The 18,217-nt window shown below is 62.1% G+C and carries 16 protein-coding genes; all 16 read left to right on the forward strand.

All coding sequences use genetic code 11. The features are described 5' to 3' along the window. The first annotated feature begins 80 nt into the window (after positions 1-80). The 16 genes from rsmH (at position 81) to LDN82_RS08745 (ending at position 18,103) form a co-directional block, all read left to right on the forward strand. Positions 81-1,109 carry a 16S rRNA (cytosine(1402)-N(4))-methyltransferase RsmH gene (rsmH, locus tag LDN82_RS08670; protein WP_224089544.1) on the forward strand — a complete coding sequence of 343 codons (1,029 nt, stop codon included), beginning with the start codon at positions 81-83 and terminating at the stop codon, positions 1,107-1,109. Then, a complete protein-coding gene (locus LDN82_RS08675; protein WP_224167051.1) occupies positions 1,106-1,762 on the forward strand; it encodes a hypothetical protein in 657 nt (218 codons plus the stop codon). Before rsmH ends, LDN82_RS08675 begins: the two co-directional genes overlap by 4 nt. A 42-nt stretch (positions 1,763-1,804) precedes the next feature. Then, positions 1,805-3,601 (forward strand): penicillin-binding protein 2, encoded by a 1,797-nt coding sequence (locus LDN82_RS08680; protein ID WP_224089548.1) that lies wholly within the window; start codon positions 1,805-1,807, stop codon positions 3,599-3,601. Positions 3,602-3,705: 104 nt separating this feature from the next. Continuing rightward, on the forward strand, positions 3,706-5,343 hold the full coding sequence (locus LDN82_RS08685) for a UDP-N-acetylmuramoyl-L-alanyl-D-glutamate--2,6-diaminopimelate ligase (RefSeq protein ID WP_224089550.1): 1,638 nt from the start codon (positions 3,706-3,708) through the stop codon (positions 5,341-5,343). Between the two features lie 6 nt (positions 5,344-5,349). Then, complete coding sequence (gene murF / locus LDN82_RS08690; RefSeq protein WP_224167052.1) at positions 5,350-6,840, forward strand: UDP-N-acetylmuramoyl-tripeptide--D-alanyl-D-alanine ligase; 1,491 nt, start codon at positions 5,350-5,352, stop codon at positions 6,838-6,840. Continuing rightward, the gene (gene mraY / locus LDN82_RS08695; RefSeq protein WP_224089553.1) at positions 6,837-7,946 is read left to right on the forward strand and encodes a phospho-N-acetylmuramoyl-pentapeptide-transferase; all 1,110 of its coding nucleotides are present in this window, start codon (positions 6,837-6,839) and stop codon (positions 7,944-7,946) included. The genes murF and mraY overlap by 4 nt, the downstream gene beginning before the upstream one ends. Beyond that, positions 7,928-9,517, forward strand: a complete 1,590-nt coding sequence (gene murD / locus LDN82_RS08700) for a UDP-N-acetylmuramoyl-L-alanine--D-glutamate ligase (RefSeq protein ID WP_224167053.1) — start codon at positions 7,928-7,930, stop codon at positions 9,515-9,517. The genes mraY and murD overlap by 19 nt, the downstream gene beginning before the upstream one ends. Before the next feature lie 2 nt (positions 9,518-9,519). Continuing rightward, positions 9,520-10,821 (forward strand): putative lipid II flippase FtsW, encoded by a 1,302-nt coding sequence (gene ftsW / locus LDN82_RS08705; RefSeq protein ID WP_224167054.1) that lies wholly within the window; start codon positions 9,520-9,522, stop codon positions 10,819-10,821. Between the two features lie 6 nt (positions 10,822-10,827). After that, the gene (gene murG, locus LDN82_RS08710; RefSeq protein ID WP_224167055.1) at positions 10,828-11,946 is read left to right on the forward strand and encodes an undecaprenyldiphospho-muramoylpentapeptide beta-N-acetylglucosaminyltransferase; all 1,119 of its coding nucleotides are present in this window, start codon (positions 10,828-10,830) and stop codon (positions 11,944-11,946) included. Further along, a complete protein-coding gene (murC, locus tag LDN82_RS08715) occupies positions 11,943-13,313 on the forward strand; it encodes a UDP-N-acetylmuramate--L-alanine ligase (RefSeq protein ID WP_224167056.1) in 1,371 nt (456 codons plus the stop codon). Before murG ends, murC begins: the two co-directional genes overlap by 4 nt. Continuing rightward, on the forward strand, positions 13,306-14,166 hold the full coding sequence (locus LDN82_RS08720; protein ID WP_224167057.1) for an FtsQ-type POTRA domain-containing protein: 861 nt from the start codon (positions 13,306-13,308) through the stop codon (positions 14,164-14,166). The genes murC and LDN82_RS08720 overlap by 8 nt, the downstream gene beginning before the upstream one ends. Positions 14,167-14,382: 216 nt before the next feature. Further along, positions 14,383-15,603 carry a cell division protein FtsZ gene (ftsZ, locus tag LDN82_RS08725; RefSeq protein WP_216922971.1) on the forward strand — a complete coding sequence of 407 codons (1,221 nt, stop codon included), beginning with the start codon at positions 14,383-14,385 and terminating at the stop codon, positions 15,601-15,603. Positions 15,604-15,627: 24 nt separating this feature from the next. Beyond that, positions 15,628-16,338, forward strand: coding sequence for a polyphenol oxidase family protein (locus LDN82_RS08730; protein ID WP_224167058.1), 711 nt, complete (start codon positions 15,628-15,630; stop codon positions 16,336-16,338). Beyond that, entirely contained in the window at positions 16,331-17,089 is a 759-nt protein-coding gene (locus LDN82_RS08735; protein WP_224167059.1) for a YggS family pyridoxal phosphate-dependent enzyme, read from the forward strand. Before LDN82_RS08730 ends, LDN82_RS08735 begins: the two co-directional genes overlap by 8 nt. An 85-nt stretch (positions 17,090-17,174) precedes the next feature. Continuing rightward, complete coding sequence (sepF, locus tag LDN82_RS08740) at positions 17,175-17,708, forward strand: cell division protein SepF (RefSeq protein WP_216922977.1); 534 nt, start codon at positions 17,175-17,177, stop codon at positions 17,706-17,708. Between the two features lie 107 nt (positions 17,709-17,815). Then, positions 17,816-18,103: a YggT family protein gene (locus tag LDN82_RS08745; protein WP_223936713.1), complete on the forward strand. Its 288-nt coding sequence runs from the start codon at positions 17,816-17,818 to the stop codon at positions 18,101-18,103. Positions 18,104-18,217 lie beyond the last annotated feature (114 nt).

Below are 18,217 nucleotides of genomic sequence, written 5' to 3' on the forward strand. Positions count from 1 at the left end.
ACTGTCTTCCTGGCTCAACTTCCCCTGGGCCAGGCCGGCGGAACGATAGGCGCGGATGGGGATCCGATCCAAGGAACTGAATGCAAGCGATTGAGGAAAGAGGAGGCAACGTGGAAGAGCAGGACGCGGCAAAGCCCACATCTGAGCGCCACGTGCCCGTCCTGAAGGACCGCTGCATCAACTTGCTCGCCCCGGGCTTCGAAGCAGCCCGGTCCAGGGGTGAGACCCCGATTGTTATTGATGCCACCTTGGGCATGGGCGGCCACTCCGAGGCCATGCTGCAGCGATTCCCGGACTTGCACCTCGTGGGGATCGACCGCGATGAGGAAGCGTTGGCCTTGGCTGGCGCGCGGCTGGAGCCCTTCTCCGACCGCACGGACCTGGTTCATGCCGTCTATGACGAAATCGAGGACGTCCTTGCCGATCTCGGCATCCCGGAGGTCCATGGCATCCTCATGGACCTGGGTGTTTCGTCCCTGCAGTTGGACGAGCGCGAACGCGGCTTCGCCTATTCGTATGACGCGCCACTGGACATGCGGATGGATACCAGCCGCGGACAGACAGCTGCGGACGTCGTCAACAACTACAGCGAAGAAGACCTGGTTCGTATCATCCGCAAGTGGGGTGAGGAAAAATTTGCCGGCAGGATCGCCAATCGCATTGTGAACGCCCGCGCCGAGAAGCCCTTCGCCACTACCGGAGAACTCGTTGAGCAAATCCGCAGTGTAGTACCTGCTGCTGCCGCCAAGAGTGGTGGCCACCCGGCTAAACGGACCTTCCAGGCACTGCGTATCGAGGTCAACGAAGAACTCGACGTCCTGGAGCGGGCTATTCCAGCCGCCGTCGCAGCGACTGCCGTGGGTGGGCGGATTGTCGTCATGTCCTACCACTCCCTGGAGGACAAGATCGTAAAGTCCGTTTTCCAGGCCGGATCCAAGTCCTCAGCACCGCTCGGATTCCCCGTTGAACTCGAAGAACACAAACCCGAACTGAAAACACTGACCAAAGGCACGGAAGTGCCTACGGCCGCAGAAATTGCCGAGAACCCGCGCGCGGCGTCTGCCCGACTCAGGGCCGTGGAGCGCATCAAGCCAAGGAGAGTCGCATGAGCACCGCCGCAGCGAAGACACTGCCCTCCGTGGTAGGCAACACGGCCAGGGCACTTCCGGCTCCAGCCGGCAAGCCCGACGCCGGTCGAAAGGCCCGTACGCCGCTTTCGCTTGTGCGCAGCGCCCCAGGGAAGCGGCGCACTCCCTTTGTCGTCCTGTGCTTCGTGGTGATGGCGGCCGCTCTGCTGACAGTGCTCGTCCTTAACATTTCTGTATCCACGGCCCAGTACCGGTTGGTGCAGCTCAAATCAGAAGCAGCCACCCTGAACAAGGAAAACCAGGATCTGACACAGAAGAAGCAGAACTTCGAGGCTCCCCAGAGTCTGGCTGCAAAGGCTGCAGAATTGGGAATGGTACAGTCCACCGTCAAGGGCCAGATCGATCTGAACACCATGACGGTCACCGGAAAGGCGACCCCGGCTGTAAAGGGTGACAACCCTGCGGCCGTGATCGCCCCTCCCGCCGTTGCCGGCCAGCTTGATGTGGTGCCCTCGGTGACTACCAAGGATCCGTTGGAAAACCTCAAACCGGCAACACCCGTAGCGCCTGCGGCCACACCGGCTGCGCCCGCTGCCAAGCCCGCAGCCCAGGCGCCTGCAGAGCTTCACGGGGGATCCGTTCCCGCTCCCCGGCAGAAGGCACCAGGGCAATAGCCCGCAAGATCACCGACGCAAGGCCAGCAGCAAGGAATCCACGTGGCGCAAAACCCCGGCAAATCAAAAAAGACGAAGGTGCCGGCGGCGAGGAAGCGGCTCCGGGTTGGTCTTGGCATCATGCTGACACTGCTGTTGGTGGTGGGCGGGAAACTCTTCATGGTGCAAGGCCTTGATGTCGGTGGCATGGCCGAGGCGGCCCTTGCGAACCGCCTCACGCCGCAGGTACTGCCGGCCGAACGCGGCAGGATCCTGGACGCCAACGGCACTGTCCTGGCCAGCAGTGTCATCCGCTACAACATTGTGGTGGATCAGGTCCTGAACACCGCCACCGCTGAGTTCAAGCGCTACAACGAGAAGACCGAAGAAGTAGAGACCATCCCGCGGGACCAGGGTATCTCCGAACTGGCTTCGCTCCTCGGGGCCGATCCCGCCAAGGTCAGGGAGTCCCTCACTGGCGACAAGAAGTACTTCACGGTGGCCAAGGATGTGAAACCCGAGCTTGAAGACCGCATTTCCAAGCTGCATATTCCCGGTGTTGCCGCCGAAGGCGTCAGTAAGCGTGTCTATCCGAACGGCAGCGTGGCAGGCGGGGTGGTGGGTTTCCTCCAGGACGGCACCACAGGCCAGGCAGGCATCGAGCAAACCCAGGACCAGGTCCTCCGCGGTACCGAGGGCAAGCGTGTTTTCGAGATTGGCGCCGATGGCCTCAGGATTCCCGTGGCAACTGATGAACTCACGCCGGCTGTTGATGGAAGCGACGTCAAGCTGACGCTCAACACGGACATCCAGTACTTCGCACAGCAGGCCATCCAAAGCCAGGTCAACAAGATGAACGCCGAGTGGGGTTCCATCATTGTGATCGACACCAAGACAGGCAATCTCATTGCCTTGGCCGACACGAATGCCCCGGACCCCAACGATCCCGGGAAAGTTGATGCCAAGGACAGGGGTGTGCGTTCTGTAACGGCCGCCTACGAGCCCGGATCCGTCGAGAAGATGATCACTGCCTCTGCCGTGATCGAGGAGGGTAAGTCCTTCCCGCTGGACCATTTCACTATCCCGCCGTCCTACACCATTGACGGCCAGACGTTCACCGATGCGTTCGAGCACGGCACCGAAGAACGCACGCTGGCCGGAATTCTGGGCTGGTCCATGAACACCGGGACCGTGATGGCGGGAAGCAGGCTGACCAAAGAGCAGCGCTATGAATGGCTGAAGAAATTCGGCGTCGGCGAGCAAACGGACATCGGCCTTCCCGCGGAGGCCACGGGTATCCTCGCCAAGCCCGATCAGTGGGATGAACGCCAGCAATACACGGTGCTGTTCGGTCAGGGCGTATCGCAGTCCACGCTGCAAACCGTGCGGGCCTTCCAGTCGATCGCCAACGACGGCGTGATGTTGCAGCCCAGGCTCATCGACAGTTACATCACCCCCGAGGGTGAAGAGCAGAAGGTTCCCGCCAAGGAGTCCCGGCAGGTGGTGTCCAAGGAAACTGCCCAGCAAATGCGGGACATCCTGGAAAGCGCAGTGACCGAGGGGCAGATCAAGGACGCAGCCATCGACGGCTACCGGGTGGGCGCCAAGACAGGAACCTCGCAGGCGCCCCGCGAAGATGGGCTCGCCGGCTTTGACGGGTACACGGCCTCGATGGTGGGCATGGCGCCCATGGATGATCCCCGGTTCATCGTCGAAGTCGTGCTGCAGCGGCCGAGGGGAAATATCTACGGCATCACCAATGGGCCCGTGTTCCGTTCGGTCATGTCGCAGGTCCTCAGGACCTACAACGTGGCGCCATCCACCGGGACCCCCGCGCGCCTGCCGCAGTTCGTCAAGTAAGCTTCTTGGGCGTCTGTTTCGGCCAAAGAATTTGATCCATCACTACCGGCTGGGCGCCGCTGGCCCCAAGCCGGTCGTTCCACCGAGCATCAACGGAGAACCACGTGTCAGAGCACAAAGAGGCCGCTTTCCATGCCGAGACGCCGGAGACCGGCACATCCGGCTTTCGTCCGGCGTCTGTGGCTGCAGTGCCTTTGTCGACCATTGCAGAAGCCCTGGGAGTCGCCGTCCCGGCGGACGGCGGAACCAGGGGAGTGACGGGCATCTCGCTGAACTCCCGGGCCGTTGAACCCGGTGACCTTTACATGGCCCTGCCCGGCGCTTCGCGCCATGGTGCCGACTTCGTCCCCCAAGCGGTCGACGCCGGCGCGGTCGCCGTAGTCACGGACGACGCCGGGGCACGGCAGCTTGCCTTGGCAGGCGAGCAGCCCGTACCTGTCCTTATCGTCGAGGAGCCGCGCACCGTCGTCGGGCGTTTGGCTGCCCTGATCTACCGCAGCCAGCCGGACGACGGCGGGTTCCCGACACTGTTCGGAGTGACCGGGACCAACGGTAAAACGACCACAACGTACTTCATCAACTCCTTGCTCCGTGCCCTGGGTAAAACCCCGGGGCTCATCGGAACAATCGAAATCCTGGCCGGGGGAGATCCCATTCCGAGCTTGTTGACGACGCCGGAATCCACCGACGTCCATGCACTGCTTGCCTTGATGCGGGAACGTGGGCTGGAGGCGGCCTCCATGGAGGTGTCCTCCCACGCCGTTGCTTATCACCGCGTGGATGGCGTGATGTTCGACGTCGCCGGGTTCACGAACCTCACCCAGGACCACCTGGACCTGCACGGCAGCATGGACGAGTATTTCCGCACCAAAGCTGAGCTGTTCACCCCGGGACGGGCACGCCAGGCAGTGGTGATGGTGGACGACGAATGGGGCCGCAACCTGGCGCGAACAGCGGACATTCCGGTAACCACACTCACTGCCACGACGGGAGGCAGCCCTGCCGATTGGTCCGTTGCCTCAACCACGGCCCGTGGACTCGGCACCGATTTTGAACTGCGGCACACGGACGGCCGTGTCCTGAGCGTACACACTGGCTTGCCGGGTGACTTCAACGTGGCGAACGCGGCCCTGGCCACGATCATGGTCCTTTCATCAGGCGTCGATGCAGAGACCCTCCAGGGCGCACTCGACGCCCACGATCCCTTTACCGTGGCCGTTCCCGGACGAATGCAGCTCATCTCCACCGCGCCGGCCTCCGTGGTGGACTTTGCCCACAACCCGGATGCCCTGGCCCGCGCGCTTCAGGCTGTGCGGTCCCGCGAAGAAGGCTCCCGTGTGATCGTGGTGTTCGGGGCTACCGGGCAACGGGACCAAAGCAAGCGTCCTACGATGGGCGCCATCGCCGCACGCTTGGCAGACATTGTCATCGTCAGCGACGACGACCCCCACGACGAGGATGCAGCAGCTATCCGTTCAGAGGTGCTGGCAGGTGCCTATGCTGCCCGTGAGGCCGGCAACCTGACCAGTGAAATCATCGAAACCTCGCCGCGGGATGCCGCCATCAGACGTGCAGTGGAGTTGGCCACCCCGAAGGACACCATCCTCATCGCAGGTCGCGGCCACGAGGTATGGCAAGAGGTCAAGGGAGTCAACCTCGCCCTTGACGACAGAGTGGAATTGCGGGCCGCCTTGACATCCAGGGGATTCAGCGTTTCAACGGACCAGCGGATAGAGTCCTAAACCGAGATGATTGCACTTACTGCGGCGGAGATCGCCCACATCACCCATGGCCGTTTAACCGGAGACGGGGACATCGCGCCCACTTCCGTCGTCACTGATTCCCGGGAAGCTACACCTGGTTCGCTCTACGTGGCGAAGCCCGGCGAACACGCGGACGGTCATGACTTCGTCGACGCTGCCTTCGAGCGGGGTGCCGTCCTGGTGCTGGCCGAACGCGAGGTCACCGATGTCGACGGCAAGCCGTATCCCGCCGTCGTCGTCGATGACGCCGTGCTCGCCATGGGAGCCCTTGCTGCCGAAGCAATCCGCCGCATCCGCTCCGCCAGGGAACAGCGCGGCGAGGAATTTACGGTCATCGGCATTACCGGGTCCGCCGGCAAAACCACCACCAAGGACTTACTCGCCGGCGTGTTGTCCCAAGCCGGGCCCACGGTGGCTCCGCGCGGCTCATACAACGGTGAGGTCGGCGTCCCGTTGACGGTCTTTGCTGCCGATACGGACACTCGCTTCCTCGTCATTGAGATGGGAGCCACCGGCATCGGGCACATCAAGTACCTCGCTGGGATGGTGCAGCCCGATATTGGTGTGGTGCTGGTGGTCGGCACCGCGCACGCCGGGGAATTCGGCGGTGTGGAAAACATCGCCACGGCCAAGGGCGAACTCGTTGAAGGGCTCAGTGAGCACGGTACGGCTGTCCTGAACCTGGACGATGGCCGGGTTTCCGCCATGAAGAGCCGCACCACGGCGAAAGTCCTGGGCTTTAGCGCCTCTCCAGCGACGAACGAAGACGTGGAAGCGCGCAACGTTGTGGTCAACGCAGAGGGCCACCCCGAGTTTGATCTTGTACTGCCCGACGGCGGCCCTTCCGTTCGCGTCCGCAGCCGCCTGATCGGCGGCCATCACGTGACGAACCTGCTGGCTGCCGCTGCTGCGGCATTTGCCGCGGGCATCCCGGCGGCCGACATTGCTTCCTCGCTTAGTTCCCAGTCCGCCGCCAGCCGCTGGCGCATGGAACGAACCGAACGCCCTGACGGTGTCACCATCATCAACGACGCATACAACGCCAATCCTGAGTCGATGCGGGCAGCACTGCGCACACTCGCTGATCTTGGACAGGGCAGACGGACCTGGGCCGTGCTTGGGGCCATGCTGGAGCTGGGCGAGGATTCCATCCGCGAGCACACCGCCGTGGGAACACAGGTGGTGCGCTTGAACATCTCCAGGCTCGTGGTGGTGGGACGCGAAGCGCGGGCCCTTTACATATCGGCTATCCAGGAAGGTTCGTGGGGGGACGAATGTTCGTTCACGGAGACTGCCGAAGAAGCTTACGAACTCCTGCAACGGGAGCTGCAACCCGGGGACCTGGTTTTGTTCAAGTCCTCCAATGGGGTGGGGCTGAGGCATTTGGGTGATCGGATAGCATTACCCCCACGGGCCGAGTCCACCGGGGAAAGCGCGGCTGAAGATGCCGCAAGCGAAGGGAACGAGCTGCTGTGATTGCACTTTTGATCGGCGCCGGCGTCGCCCTTCTGGTGGCCCTGATAGGGACGCCCCTGTTCATCAGATTCCTGGTGGCAAAGAGCTATGGCCAGTTCATCCGCGACGACGGCCCAACCTCGCACCACACCAAGCGAGGCACGCCCACCATGGGCGGGACCGTGGTTGTTGCGGCGGTCCTGATCAGCTACTTCGTGACCCACTTGATCATGTGGATGATGAATCCACGGTCCGAGGGGCCCTCCGCGTCCGGGCTGCTTCTGCTGTTCCTGATGGTAGGAATGGGCTTCGTTGGGTTCCTGGATGACTACATCAAAATTTCCAACAAGCGCAGTTTGGGCCTGAACGCCCGTGCCAAGCTGATCCTGCAAGCCGCCGTTGGCATCATTTTTGCCGTTCTCGTGCTGCAGTTTCCCAACGAGGACGGACTCCGTCCGGCTTCCACGCAAATTTCCCTCGTCCGTGACATCCCCTGGCTGGATCTCGCCTTTGGCGGGACCATCCTGGGCGCAATTCTCTTTGTCATTTGGTCCAACCTCATTATCACTGCGGCTACGAATGGCGTGAACCTGACAGACGGCCTGGATGGCCTCGCGTCGGGAGCATCCATCATGGTGTTCGGCGCCTACACGATCATGGGGATCTGGCAGAACAACCAGGCCTGTGGTTCGCCCCGTGAGGCGGGCAGCGGTTGTTACCAAGTACGCGACCCCATGGACCTGGCGCTCCTGGCGGCAATCCTGAGCGCCGCTTTGGTGGGCTTCCTCTGGTGGAACACATCACCGGCCAAGATCTTCATGGGTGACACTGGTTCCCTGGCAATCGGAGGCGCTGTTGCCGCCTTCGCAATCCTCTCCCGCACAGAACTTTTGCTGGCCTTCATCGGTGGTTTGTTCGTCCTGATCACCCTTTCCGTCATCATCCAGGTTGGCTTCTTCAAGCTGTCGGGTGGTAAACGCGTCTTCAAGATGGCCCCACTGCAACATCACTTCGAACTGAAGGGTTGGGCAGAGGTCACGGTTGTTGTCCGCTTCTGGATTCTTGCCGGGCTCTTCGTGGCCGCAGGCCTTGGAATCTTCTACGCTGAATGGGTGGTGCTGCTGTGAACGCAAACCAGGAGAGCTCGCAGTCGGCCAACGACCGCCTCAAGGATCTCACCAGCTGGGATGCTGATTGGCGTGGCTTGCGGGTGGTGGTGACAGGAATCGGCGTGTCCGGCTTTGCTGCTGCAGATACCCTCATCGAACTTGGCGCAAAAGTTGTGGTGGTGGATGCCTCGACCACGGCGAAAGCAGAGGCGCAGGCCGACACCCTGAAAATCGTGGGTGCGGTGGATGTACTGCTGGGCGAAGAGGCCGTCAAGGTCCTTCCCCTCATCGACGGCAACAAGCCGGAGCTCATTGTGACCTCGCCGGGATGGCGCCCGGACCAAGCCCTGCTGGCCGCCGCGAAACGCAAGCATATTCCCGTGTGGGGCGACGTCGAATTGGCGTGGCGCGTCCGCGAACGGGCTGGCCGGAAGACCGCTGATTGGCTCACCATCACCGGCACCAACGGCAAGACCACCACGGTTGGGATGACAGAGTCCATGCTGCAGGCGGCCGGACTCAAAGCCATTGCGGTGGGCAACGTAGGCACGCCCATCCTTGACGCGCTCAGGGATCCGGTGGAGTACGACGCTTTTGCGGTGGAACTCTCAAGCTTCCAGTTGCATTGGAGCCATTCGCTGTCACCGGTGGCCAGCGTATGCCTGAACGTCGCCGAAGACCACGTGGACTGGCATGGCTCCTATGCGTCGTACCTTGCAGACAAAGCGAAGGTCTACGAGAACACGCAGAAGGCTGCCATCTACAACGCCGATCAAATTGAAACCGAGCGCATGGTGGAGAACGCGGACGTCGTGGAAGGCTGCCGCGCGGTCGGATTCACCACGGACACGCCTGGCATCAGCATGCTGGGCGTCGTGAATGGATTGTTGGTTGACCGCGCGTTTATCGAAGAGCGGAAAAACTCAGCCGCCGAACTCGCGTCCATCTCCGATCTTGGGCCAGTGGCACCGCGCCATATGGTGGCCAATGCCCTGGCCGCAGCTGCCCTCGTCCGTGCTTACGGGGTTGAGCCTGCCGCCGTGAAGCAAGGCTTGGTCAACTATCTGCCCGGTGCACACCGTATCCAGCTCGTAGCCAAACACGACGCCGTGCTGTGGATCAATGATTCAAAGGCCACCAACCCACACGCTGCCTCGGCCGCTCTTTCGGCTTTCCACAATGTGGTGTGGATCGCAGGGGGACTCTCCAAGGGCGTCAATTACGATGACCTCGTCAAGGAGCACGCTCCCCGTTTGAAGTCGGTTGTGCTCATCGGCACTGACACGGAGGCCTTGGAAGCGTCGCTCCAGCGACACGCACCGGATGTCCCCGTGATAGCCCAGCCCAAGGGCGACACTGAAAGTGTGCAGACCGCAGACGGTAACGCCTCCTCGCCGATTTTTGGTGAGACCATCATGGCCCAGGCTGTGAGGGCAGCGGCCAGCGTGGCGGAGCCAGGTGACACCGTGCTCATGGCTCCGGCGGCTGCATCCATGGATCAGTTCTCTTCCTACGCTCACCGTGGCGACGCTTTCGTCCAGGCAGTACGCGAGCTCGTGGAAGGGCAGGCAAAGACCACCGAGGAGTAACAATGGTCAGCACGCCCACCCGCAGCCGCGGCAAGGTTTCCGGGGATGTCGGAGCCCAGGCTCCGTCGGCTGCCCGCAGGAAGCCCGCCCGGCTTCGGGGCCACGTTCGCTCCTTCTGGGAAGGCCTGGAGGGCAAGAGCAAAGCTCCCAACAGCTCCACGTATTACCTCATTCTTGGATGCGCCCTGGCCCTGACCGCCATCGGTGTGATGATGGTGCTCTCCGCATCCAGTGTGGAAGCGATCTCCGAAGGCAAGTCGCCCTACGCCGATGCATTGAAGCAGGCGATGTTTGGCGTCGTCGGACTGGTGGCGATGTACCTGATCTCGCGGACCAACGTCAGCTGGATGAAAAGGCTGTCGTGGTGGGGCCTCGGTGCCGTTGTGGTCCTGCTGATACTTGTCCAGGTTTTCGGTCGCAGCACCCTGGGCAACCAGAACTGGATCGACATCGGCGGCATCAGCATCCAGCCCTCGGAAGTTTCGAAGCTGGTCCTTTGCGTTTGGATCGCTGCGGTCCTGGCACGCAAGGAGAAATACCTGCACCGCTGGATGCACGTGATCATACCGGTGGTCCCAGGGGCCGGCCTGGTCCTTGGGCTGATCCTCGTGGGCAATGACCTGGGCACCGCGATCGTTGTCATGGCCATCGTCGCCGCAGGGTTGTACTTTGCCGGGGTTCCCACAAAGATGCTGGCAATTGCCGGCGTCGCCGGAGCCATTGGTGCTACAGCCATGACAATCATCAGTCCCAACCGGATCTGCCGGGTGACGGCCTGGCTGGGCATGGCAGGGGATTCCTGCACCGCAGATTCCGACTTCACCTACCAGTCCACCAATGGCATGTACGGATTGGCCCAGGGCAGTTGGACCGGACTTGGGCTGGGGCAGAGCCGGCAAAAGTACAACTGGCTTCCAGAGGCCCACAATGACTTCATCTTTGCCATCATTGGCGAGGAACTGGGCCTGGTGGGCACCTTGGTGGTCCTGGTGTTGTTCGCCATCCTCGGCATCGCCATTTTCCGTGTCGTTGTACGGCAGACCGATCCGTTCCAGCGCACGCTCGCCGGTGGCATCATGGTGTGGCTCCTGGGACAGGCAAGCATGAACATGGCAGTGGTGACGCAGCTGCTTCCGGTGATCGGTGTTCCGCTGCCTTTCATTTCTGCAGGTGGCTCGGCCTTGGTGATGTCGCTGTGCGGCGTGGGCGTAGTGTTGTCCTTGGCCCGCGGACAGTTGCCACCACAACAGCGTCCCCGGCTCTTGCCGCGTCGTTTGTCCAAGACCGCACGAAAGCGTAAATAGCACTTCATGACTTCAGATTCCTCCCACGCGTCCAAGCCTTTGTCCGTCGTGCTTGCAGGCGGTGGTACGGCTGGCCATGTCAGTCCGTTGCTGGCCATCGCGGACGCAATCAAGGAAAAGCGTCCGGAAGCTGCCATCCTGGCTGTGGGCACGCCGTCGGGCCTGGAAACCAGGCTTGTCCCAGCGGCCGGGTACAAGCTCGCCACGATTGACCGGGTCCCGTTGCCACGAAAACCGTCCCTGGATCTCCTGAAGCTTCCGGGACGGTTGCGGGGAGCCGTCAAGCAAGCGGAACGAATCCTCCATGAGGCCCAGGCAGATGTCCTGGTGGGCGTGGGCGGCTACGTTTGCACTCCCATGTATCTGGCAGCCCGCAGGCGCGGTACGCCCATCGTGATCCATGAGGCCAACATGAAGGCTGGGCTCGCAAATCGCGTAGGTGCACGGTTCAGCCGCCATGTTGCCGTGGCGTTTGCCGGTACGCGCCTTCGCGGCGCCCGCCATGTGGGCATGCCCATGAGCCGGGCAATCTCGGGACTGGACCGCTCCGGGGCCGCGCCTGGTGCCAAGGCTTCGCTGGGCCTCAATCCGGACCGTCCTGCCCTGATCGTGACTGGTGGGTCCTCCGGAGCCCTGAGCATCAACCGTGCTGTGGCTGCCGCCCTGCCCGAGCTGGCAGCTGCGGGGATCCAAACACTGCACATCACCGGTGCCGGCAAGGCAGTCCTGGATAACGACGGCGGAACCCTCGCCGCCGATGGGTACCGGCAGGTGGAGTACGTGGACGGAATGGAGGATGTCTACGCTGCTGCCGACATCCTGCTCGCCCGTGCCGGAGCCGCAACGGTCAGCGAAGTGGCAGCAGTAGGGGTTCCTGCGGTGTTCGTGCCCCTGCCCATCGGCAATGGTGAGCAAGCGCTTAATGCAGCCGCGCTGGTGGAGGCCGGCGGAGCGCTGATGGTCCAGGACAAAGATTTCACCCCGGAATGGCTCAAAGAAGAGCTCATTCCGCTCGTATCGGATCGCGGGAGGCTGGACGAAATGGCCCGCAGGTCCGAGGCCCTTGGCATCAGAAACGCCGATCAGCGCATGGCTGATCTTGTCTTGGAAGCGGTATCCGCATGACGCACGCGATTGCACCACTTGAGTCCCTTGGACGAGTACACTTCATCGGCATCGGCGGGGTGGGAATGTCTGCCATCGCCCGGATCATGGTGGCCCGCGGTGTTCCTGTGAGTGGTACTGACGCCAAGGACCTTCCGGTCATGCATGACCTGGCTGCAGCAGGTGCCCGCATAGCAGTGGGATACGACTCCGGCAATCTGGGTGATGCCCAGACTGTTGTTGCCGGCTCCGCAATCCGTGCTGACAATCCTGAGTTGTCGGCGGCCCGCGAGGCCGGATTGCCCGTGCTGCATCGTTCCGAGGCATTGGCTGCGACCATGGGCGGCCACAGGGTTGTTACCATCGCCGGCACCCACGGCAAGTCGACCACCACGTCCATGGTTGCGGTCCTGCTCAAGGAAGCAGGATTGGATCCGTCGTTTGCCATTGGCGCGAACGTCCCGGCGCTGGGGGTCAACGCGGCCCACGGTTCCTCGGACATTTTCGTGGCTGAAGCGGACGAGTCCGATGGCTCGTTCCTCAACTACCGTCCCCTCATCGCCGTCGTCACCAACGTGGAAGCCGACCACCTGGACCACTACGGAACCGCGGAAGCTGTTTTCGCCTCCTTCGATGACTTCGCAGCGCTCCTGCCGCCCCACGGAGTCCTCCTGGCATGTGCGGACGACCCCGGCGCCCGCGCGTTGGCGGAGCGGACAGCCGCCAAGGCAACCACGCGTGTGCTGACGTACGGGACAAGCCACGACGCCGACATCCGGCTTGGCGATGGCGGTCCGGGTGATGTGTCGGTAGCGGTGGATGGAGCCAGCTACACTTTGAACCTGCAGGTCCCCGGAAGGCACAACGCCCTGAACGCCGCAGCCGCATTCGCCGTCGCCTTGGAGCTTGGCGTAGCGCCAGAGACGGCAGCTACGGCACTTGGACACTTCACCGGTGCGTCCCGGCGCTTTGAACTTAAGGGGCAGGGGAGGGGCGTGCGTGTGTACGACGACTACGCCCACCACCCAACTGAAGTGCGTGCAGCCCTGTCCGCAGCCCGCTCCGTGGCTGGCGGCAACAAAGTCCACGTTCTCTTCCAGCCGCATTTGTTTTCCCGGACCCGGGAATTCGCTGCGGAGTTTGCATCGGCGCTGGATGCTGCGGACACGGCGTTGGTCCTGGACATCTACCCTGCCCGTGAAGACCCCATCCCCGGTGTCACCAGTTCGCTGATTGCTGACAGGCTCTCCCAGGGACGACTGGTCTCCGGCGACGAAGCTGTGGAAGCCATTGTGGCGGCCGCCTGTGAGGGTGACATAGTGCTGACCGTGGGAGCCGGAGATGTCACTACCTACGGCCCGGTGATTGTGGAGGCGTTGGGTGGCTAGCACCCGCAAGCCAACCTTCAGGCCCGCGGCAGATTCCGGTCGGGAGAATAAGGGCCGTCCGGCGGGTGGTTCCCCGGAAAGCGTCATCAGCGCCCAGAGGTCAGTTGAGCCTTCTCCAAAAAACAGCCCGGACAATGTCATTGCTTTTCCCGAGCCGAAGGGCAAACGCAAGCGCCGGCTCCTGCTGTGGACTTTCGCCATCGTTACGGCTTTCGTCGCGGTGCTCATAACGGGTGCCATCTATTCACCCGTGCTCGCGGTCCGGACCATCACGGTGGACGGAACCAAGCTGCTGACGCCTGAGGACGTGCAGAAGGCCTTGACAGCCGTGGAGGGCAAGCCGCTGCCGCAGGTGAGCGGGCAGGAAGTCAATGAGCTCCTGAAGCCCTTGGTCCAGGTACGTTCGGCAACTGTGGAGGCAAGGCCGCCGTCGGAATTGCTGGTGCACGTCAATGAGCGCGTACCGGTGGCCCTGTTGAAGCAGGGTGACACGTTTGTGATGGTGGATGTGGATGGTGTTCAGCTGGGAGCCACGCAGGATCAGTCTGCGGTGGCGCTGCCCCTGATCGACGCCGGTGCAGGTGCCACCAACACCGGGCTGTTTAAAGCGATTGCGGCTGTCCTGAACACTTTGCCGGCCGATGTGCTGGCCAGGATGTCCACGGCATCTGCTGCGTCGCCTGATGCCGTCCAGCTAAAACTGGTGGACGGAAAGACGGTAGTGTGGGGCAATGCCGAGGACAAGGAACTGAAGGCGAAGGCACTTGAGGCACTGCTGAAGATGCCGCCGGATCCCAAAGTCCCCGTGAACGTCTACGACGTCAGCGTGCCCCGGCATCCATTCACCAAATAAAGAGCATTGAGCACGTAACCTGCGGGCCTCGGTGACCTTATTTCGCGACAATCAAGCGACACGCGCAAGCGGTCATTGCATGTGCGAAGCGGAGGAAATACCGTCGCAGTAGAGTTACTTGACATAACTATAACCTTCAACTAGAGGGTTAAGGTCCAAGGATTCAAGTTGGACTCGATCAGTTTCGCTATAGGACACAAGCAAGGGGCACGAAACGTGGCAGCACCGCAGAATTACTTGGCCGTCATCAAGGTCGTCGGCATCGGCGGCGGTGGCGTGAACGCAGTCAACCGCATGATCGAGGTCGGCCTCCGGGGCGTCGAGTTCATTGCCATCAACACTGACGCGCAAGCGCTCCTCATGAGCGATGCCGACGTCAAGCTCGACGTCGGTCGTGAGCTTACGCGCGGCCTCGGCGCCGGAGCCAACCCCGAGGTCGGCAAGCAGGCCGCTGAAGACCACGCTGACGAGATCGAAGAAGTTCTCCGCGGCGCTGACATGGTCTTCGTGACGGCCGGCGAAGGTGGTGGCACCGGAACTGGTGGAGCCCCTGTAGTCGCGCGCATCGCCCGCTCCCTTGGTGCGCTGACCATTGGCGTGGTGACCCGCCCCTTCACTTTCGAGGGCCGCCGTCGTGCGGGCTCCGCCGAAGCAGGTATCGATGCCCTGCGTGACGAAGTTGACACCCTGATCGTGATCCCCAACGACCGACTCCTGTCCATCAGCGATCGCAACGTCTCCGTCCTGGACGCTTTCCGCTCAGCTGACCAGGTACTGCTCTCCGGTGTCCAGGGCATTACGGACCTCATCACCACCCCGGGCCTCATCAACCTCGACTTCGCCGACGTCAAATCTGTCATGCAGGGTGCGGGCTCCGCGCTCATGGGTATCGGATCCGCACGTGGCGAAGACCGCGCGGTGAAAGCTGCCGAGCTGGCCATTGCCTCGCCACTCCTGGAAGCCTCCATTGATGGCGCGCATGGCGTGCTGCTGTCCATCCAGGGTGGTTCAGACCTCGGCCTGTTCGAAATCAACGAGGCAGCCCGCCTGGTGCAGGAAGTCGCGCACCCGGAAGCGAACATCATCTTCGGTGCGGTCATCGACGACGCCCTCGGCGACGAAGCCCGCGTCACCGTCATTGCCGCCGGGTTCGACGATGTCAAGGCAACCTCTCCGTCCATGGACCAGTCGCGTCCCGCGCAGAACCCCGTGCCCGCCGAGCGTCCTGCTGCACCGAGTACCGCTCCCTCCAACGCAAACGCGCCGCAGCATGCAACTGCAGGCATCGGCGCCGCAGGCCTGAGCAACTGGGGCCAGCAGCGTCCGTCGGCGCTCCCCGCGGACTCCGGCTTCGACGTCGACCTTCCGGCCGTAGTGGAGCCGGACCTGTCGGGTAGCCGCTCGGATGACCTCGACGTTCCCGATTTCCTGAAGTAAGCGGGCTTCGAGAGTCGATATCCCGTGTTTTGGTGGCGCAATGAAGTACGGCCCGGCGTTTCTGTTGCCTTCACGGACACAGGCGCCGGGAACCTGGCCCTCCATGTGGGGGACAACCCCGGGGATGTGAGTGCGCGTCGTTCCCGGTTGGACGATGCCGCAAGCCTGGGCAACCGTAGCTTTCAGTACATGGACCAGGTCCATGGCAATGAGGTCGCGCTTATCTCGAGCTATGGTCCCGGTCCCACCGCGGATGCAATGGTCTCAGTGCCTTCGGCTGGCCAGGCTGCCCAGCCATTGTCGGTCATGGTGGCTGACTGTGTTCCTGTGGTCCTCATTGGAGATGCAGGCGATCGCGGTCCCGTCATCGCTGTTGCGCATGCAGGCCGGCCGGGCGTAGCCTCCGCTGTTGTCCCGGCAACCGTCAACGAGATGCGCATGCTCGGTGCCCTGAACATCAGTGCCTGGCTGGGGCCCTCTATTTGCGGCTCCTGCTATGAGGTTCCCGAGCAGCTTCGCGAAGAAGTTGCCAGGGTGGCACCTGCCGCCTGGTCGAGCACATCGTGGGGAACGCCGGCTTTGGACCTTCCCGCCGGTGTTCGCGCCCAGCTGGCCGAAGAAGGCGTCACCGTTGAGTACTCAGGGGAATGCACCCTGGAAAATGACTCCCTTTATTCCTACCGGCGGGATCCCCGTACCGGGCGATTCGCAGGTTTGGTGTGGACGCATGACTAGCCTTGGGCAAGATAACGCGGTGTCCGGCGTTGCAGGTTCTGATGCCCGCACCACTGAACTCGCCCGGCGGCTTGAGATTGTTCAGACGCGGATTTCGGCGGCGACGGCTGCGGCGGGACGCGTGGATCTGCCAGGGCTGATCGTCGTGACCAAGTTCCACCCGGCAGCTGATGTCCGGCGACTATCCACGCTGGGTGTCCGGGATTTCGGCGAGAACCGGGACCAGGAGGCTGCAGGCAAAAGCGCCGAACTCACGGACCTGGACGTTCGATGGCATTTCATTGGCCAATTGCAGAGCAAAAAAGCGAAATCAGTGGCTAAATACGCCTACTCGGTGCAGTCTGTGGATCGTCCCCAGGTGATTGAGGCACTTGAAAAGGCAGTCGCCCGGGAACGGGACGCCACAGGGCGGAATGACCTTGAGTGCTACATCCAAGTCAGTTTGGATGACGACGCCGGGGCGCACCGTGGTGGGGCGCGGCCCACGGAAGTGGAATCCCTGGCGGCAATGATCGCTTCTGCGCCAGGACTGTGGCTCGCCGGGGTGATGGCTGTGGCCCCGCTGGGTGCAGATCCTGAAGCGGCCTTTGAGCGGCTTGCGGGTGTTTCCGCAGAACTTAGGACCAATCATCCGGCTGCTTCAGGGATATCAGCGGGGATGAGCCAGGACCTTGAGGCCGCTATCAAGTTTGGGGCGACACACCTGAGAATTGGCTCCGATATTCTCGGTTCGCGTCCGGCCGTGGGGTAGCGTCAAAGTATTGGAATGACGGGCCGGGGTTCCAATATGTCAAGTCATGGCGGCCCGCCTACTGCAGAAACGATAGGAGTGCACCATGGCTGGCGCTCTGCGCAAGACAATGATCTATCTTGGGCTCGCCGACGGCGATGAACACTACGAATCTGAGCAGGCCGTCGCGCACCACGACGAAGAACGCCCCCAGGCACAGGACCGGGAAGAGCGCCGAGCGCCTGCACCCGTCCGGGAAGTTGTCCGTGAAATGCCCACTGTTGACGCCGAAGAGGAATACCGCGCACCCGTGACACCCATTAAGCGTGCGGCGTCGAGCCGCGAAGATGCCTCGGGTTTGAGGCAGATCACCACAGTCCATCCGCGTTCCTATAACGACGCCAAGATTATTGGCGAAAGCTTCCGGGATGGCATTCCCGTGATCATGAACGTCACCGATATGGGCGAGGCAGATGCCAAGCGTTTGGTGGATTTCTCGGCCGGTTTGGTCTTTGGCCTCCATGGCAGCATCGAGAGGGTGACCAACAAGGTCTTCCTGTTGTCGCCGTCGTATGTTGAAGTCATCGGGGACGACAAGAAGGCCAGCGAAACGCAGGCCAGCTTCTTCAACCAGAGCTAAGAACGATCGCTACGATGATGCCAGGCGGGTCAACCTGCCTGGCATCTGTGTTGCAATAGTAAGGACCGATCGGCATTCCGGAACAAGTGGGAGATCTGAGCTAACTCGTGGGCATTGTTTTCGGCCTTATCTATATTGTGTTGTTGCTGTTTTTCATTGCCCTTATCATCAGGCTGATCTTCGAATGGGTTCAGATGTTCGCCCGTCAATGGCGTCCCCGCGGTGTGGCGTTGGTAACAGCCCATGTTGTCTACTCGGTGACAGACCCGCCACTGAGGAGGCTTCGCAGGTTGATACCTCCACTGCAGCTGGGTGGAATCTCCCTGGACCTGGGCTTCCTGATCCTGATTATCGCCGTGAGCATTGCCATGGCGGTGAGCAGTAGCCTGGCGTAGCTGCGCAGTGATGCTGTACCGCGGAACCGGGGGCTCGCGATGGGTCTGAAGGCCGCAAATTCTCCAATTCAACACGATGGTGTTGAATTGGAGGAACCAGATGATATTTAGGTA

The sequence above is a fragment of the Arthrobacter sp. StoSoilA2 genome (assembly GCF_019977195.1).
Taxonomy (GTDB): Bacteria; Actinomycetota; Actinomycetes; order Actinomycetales; family Micrococcaceae; genus Arthrobacter.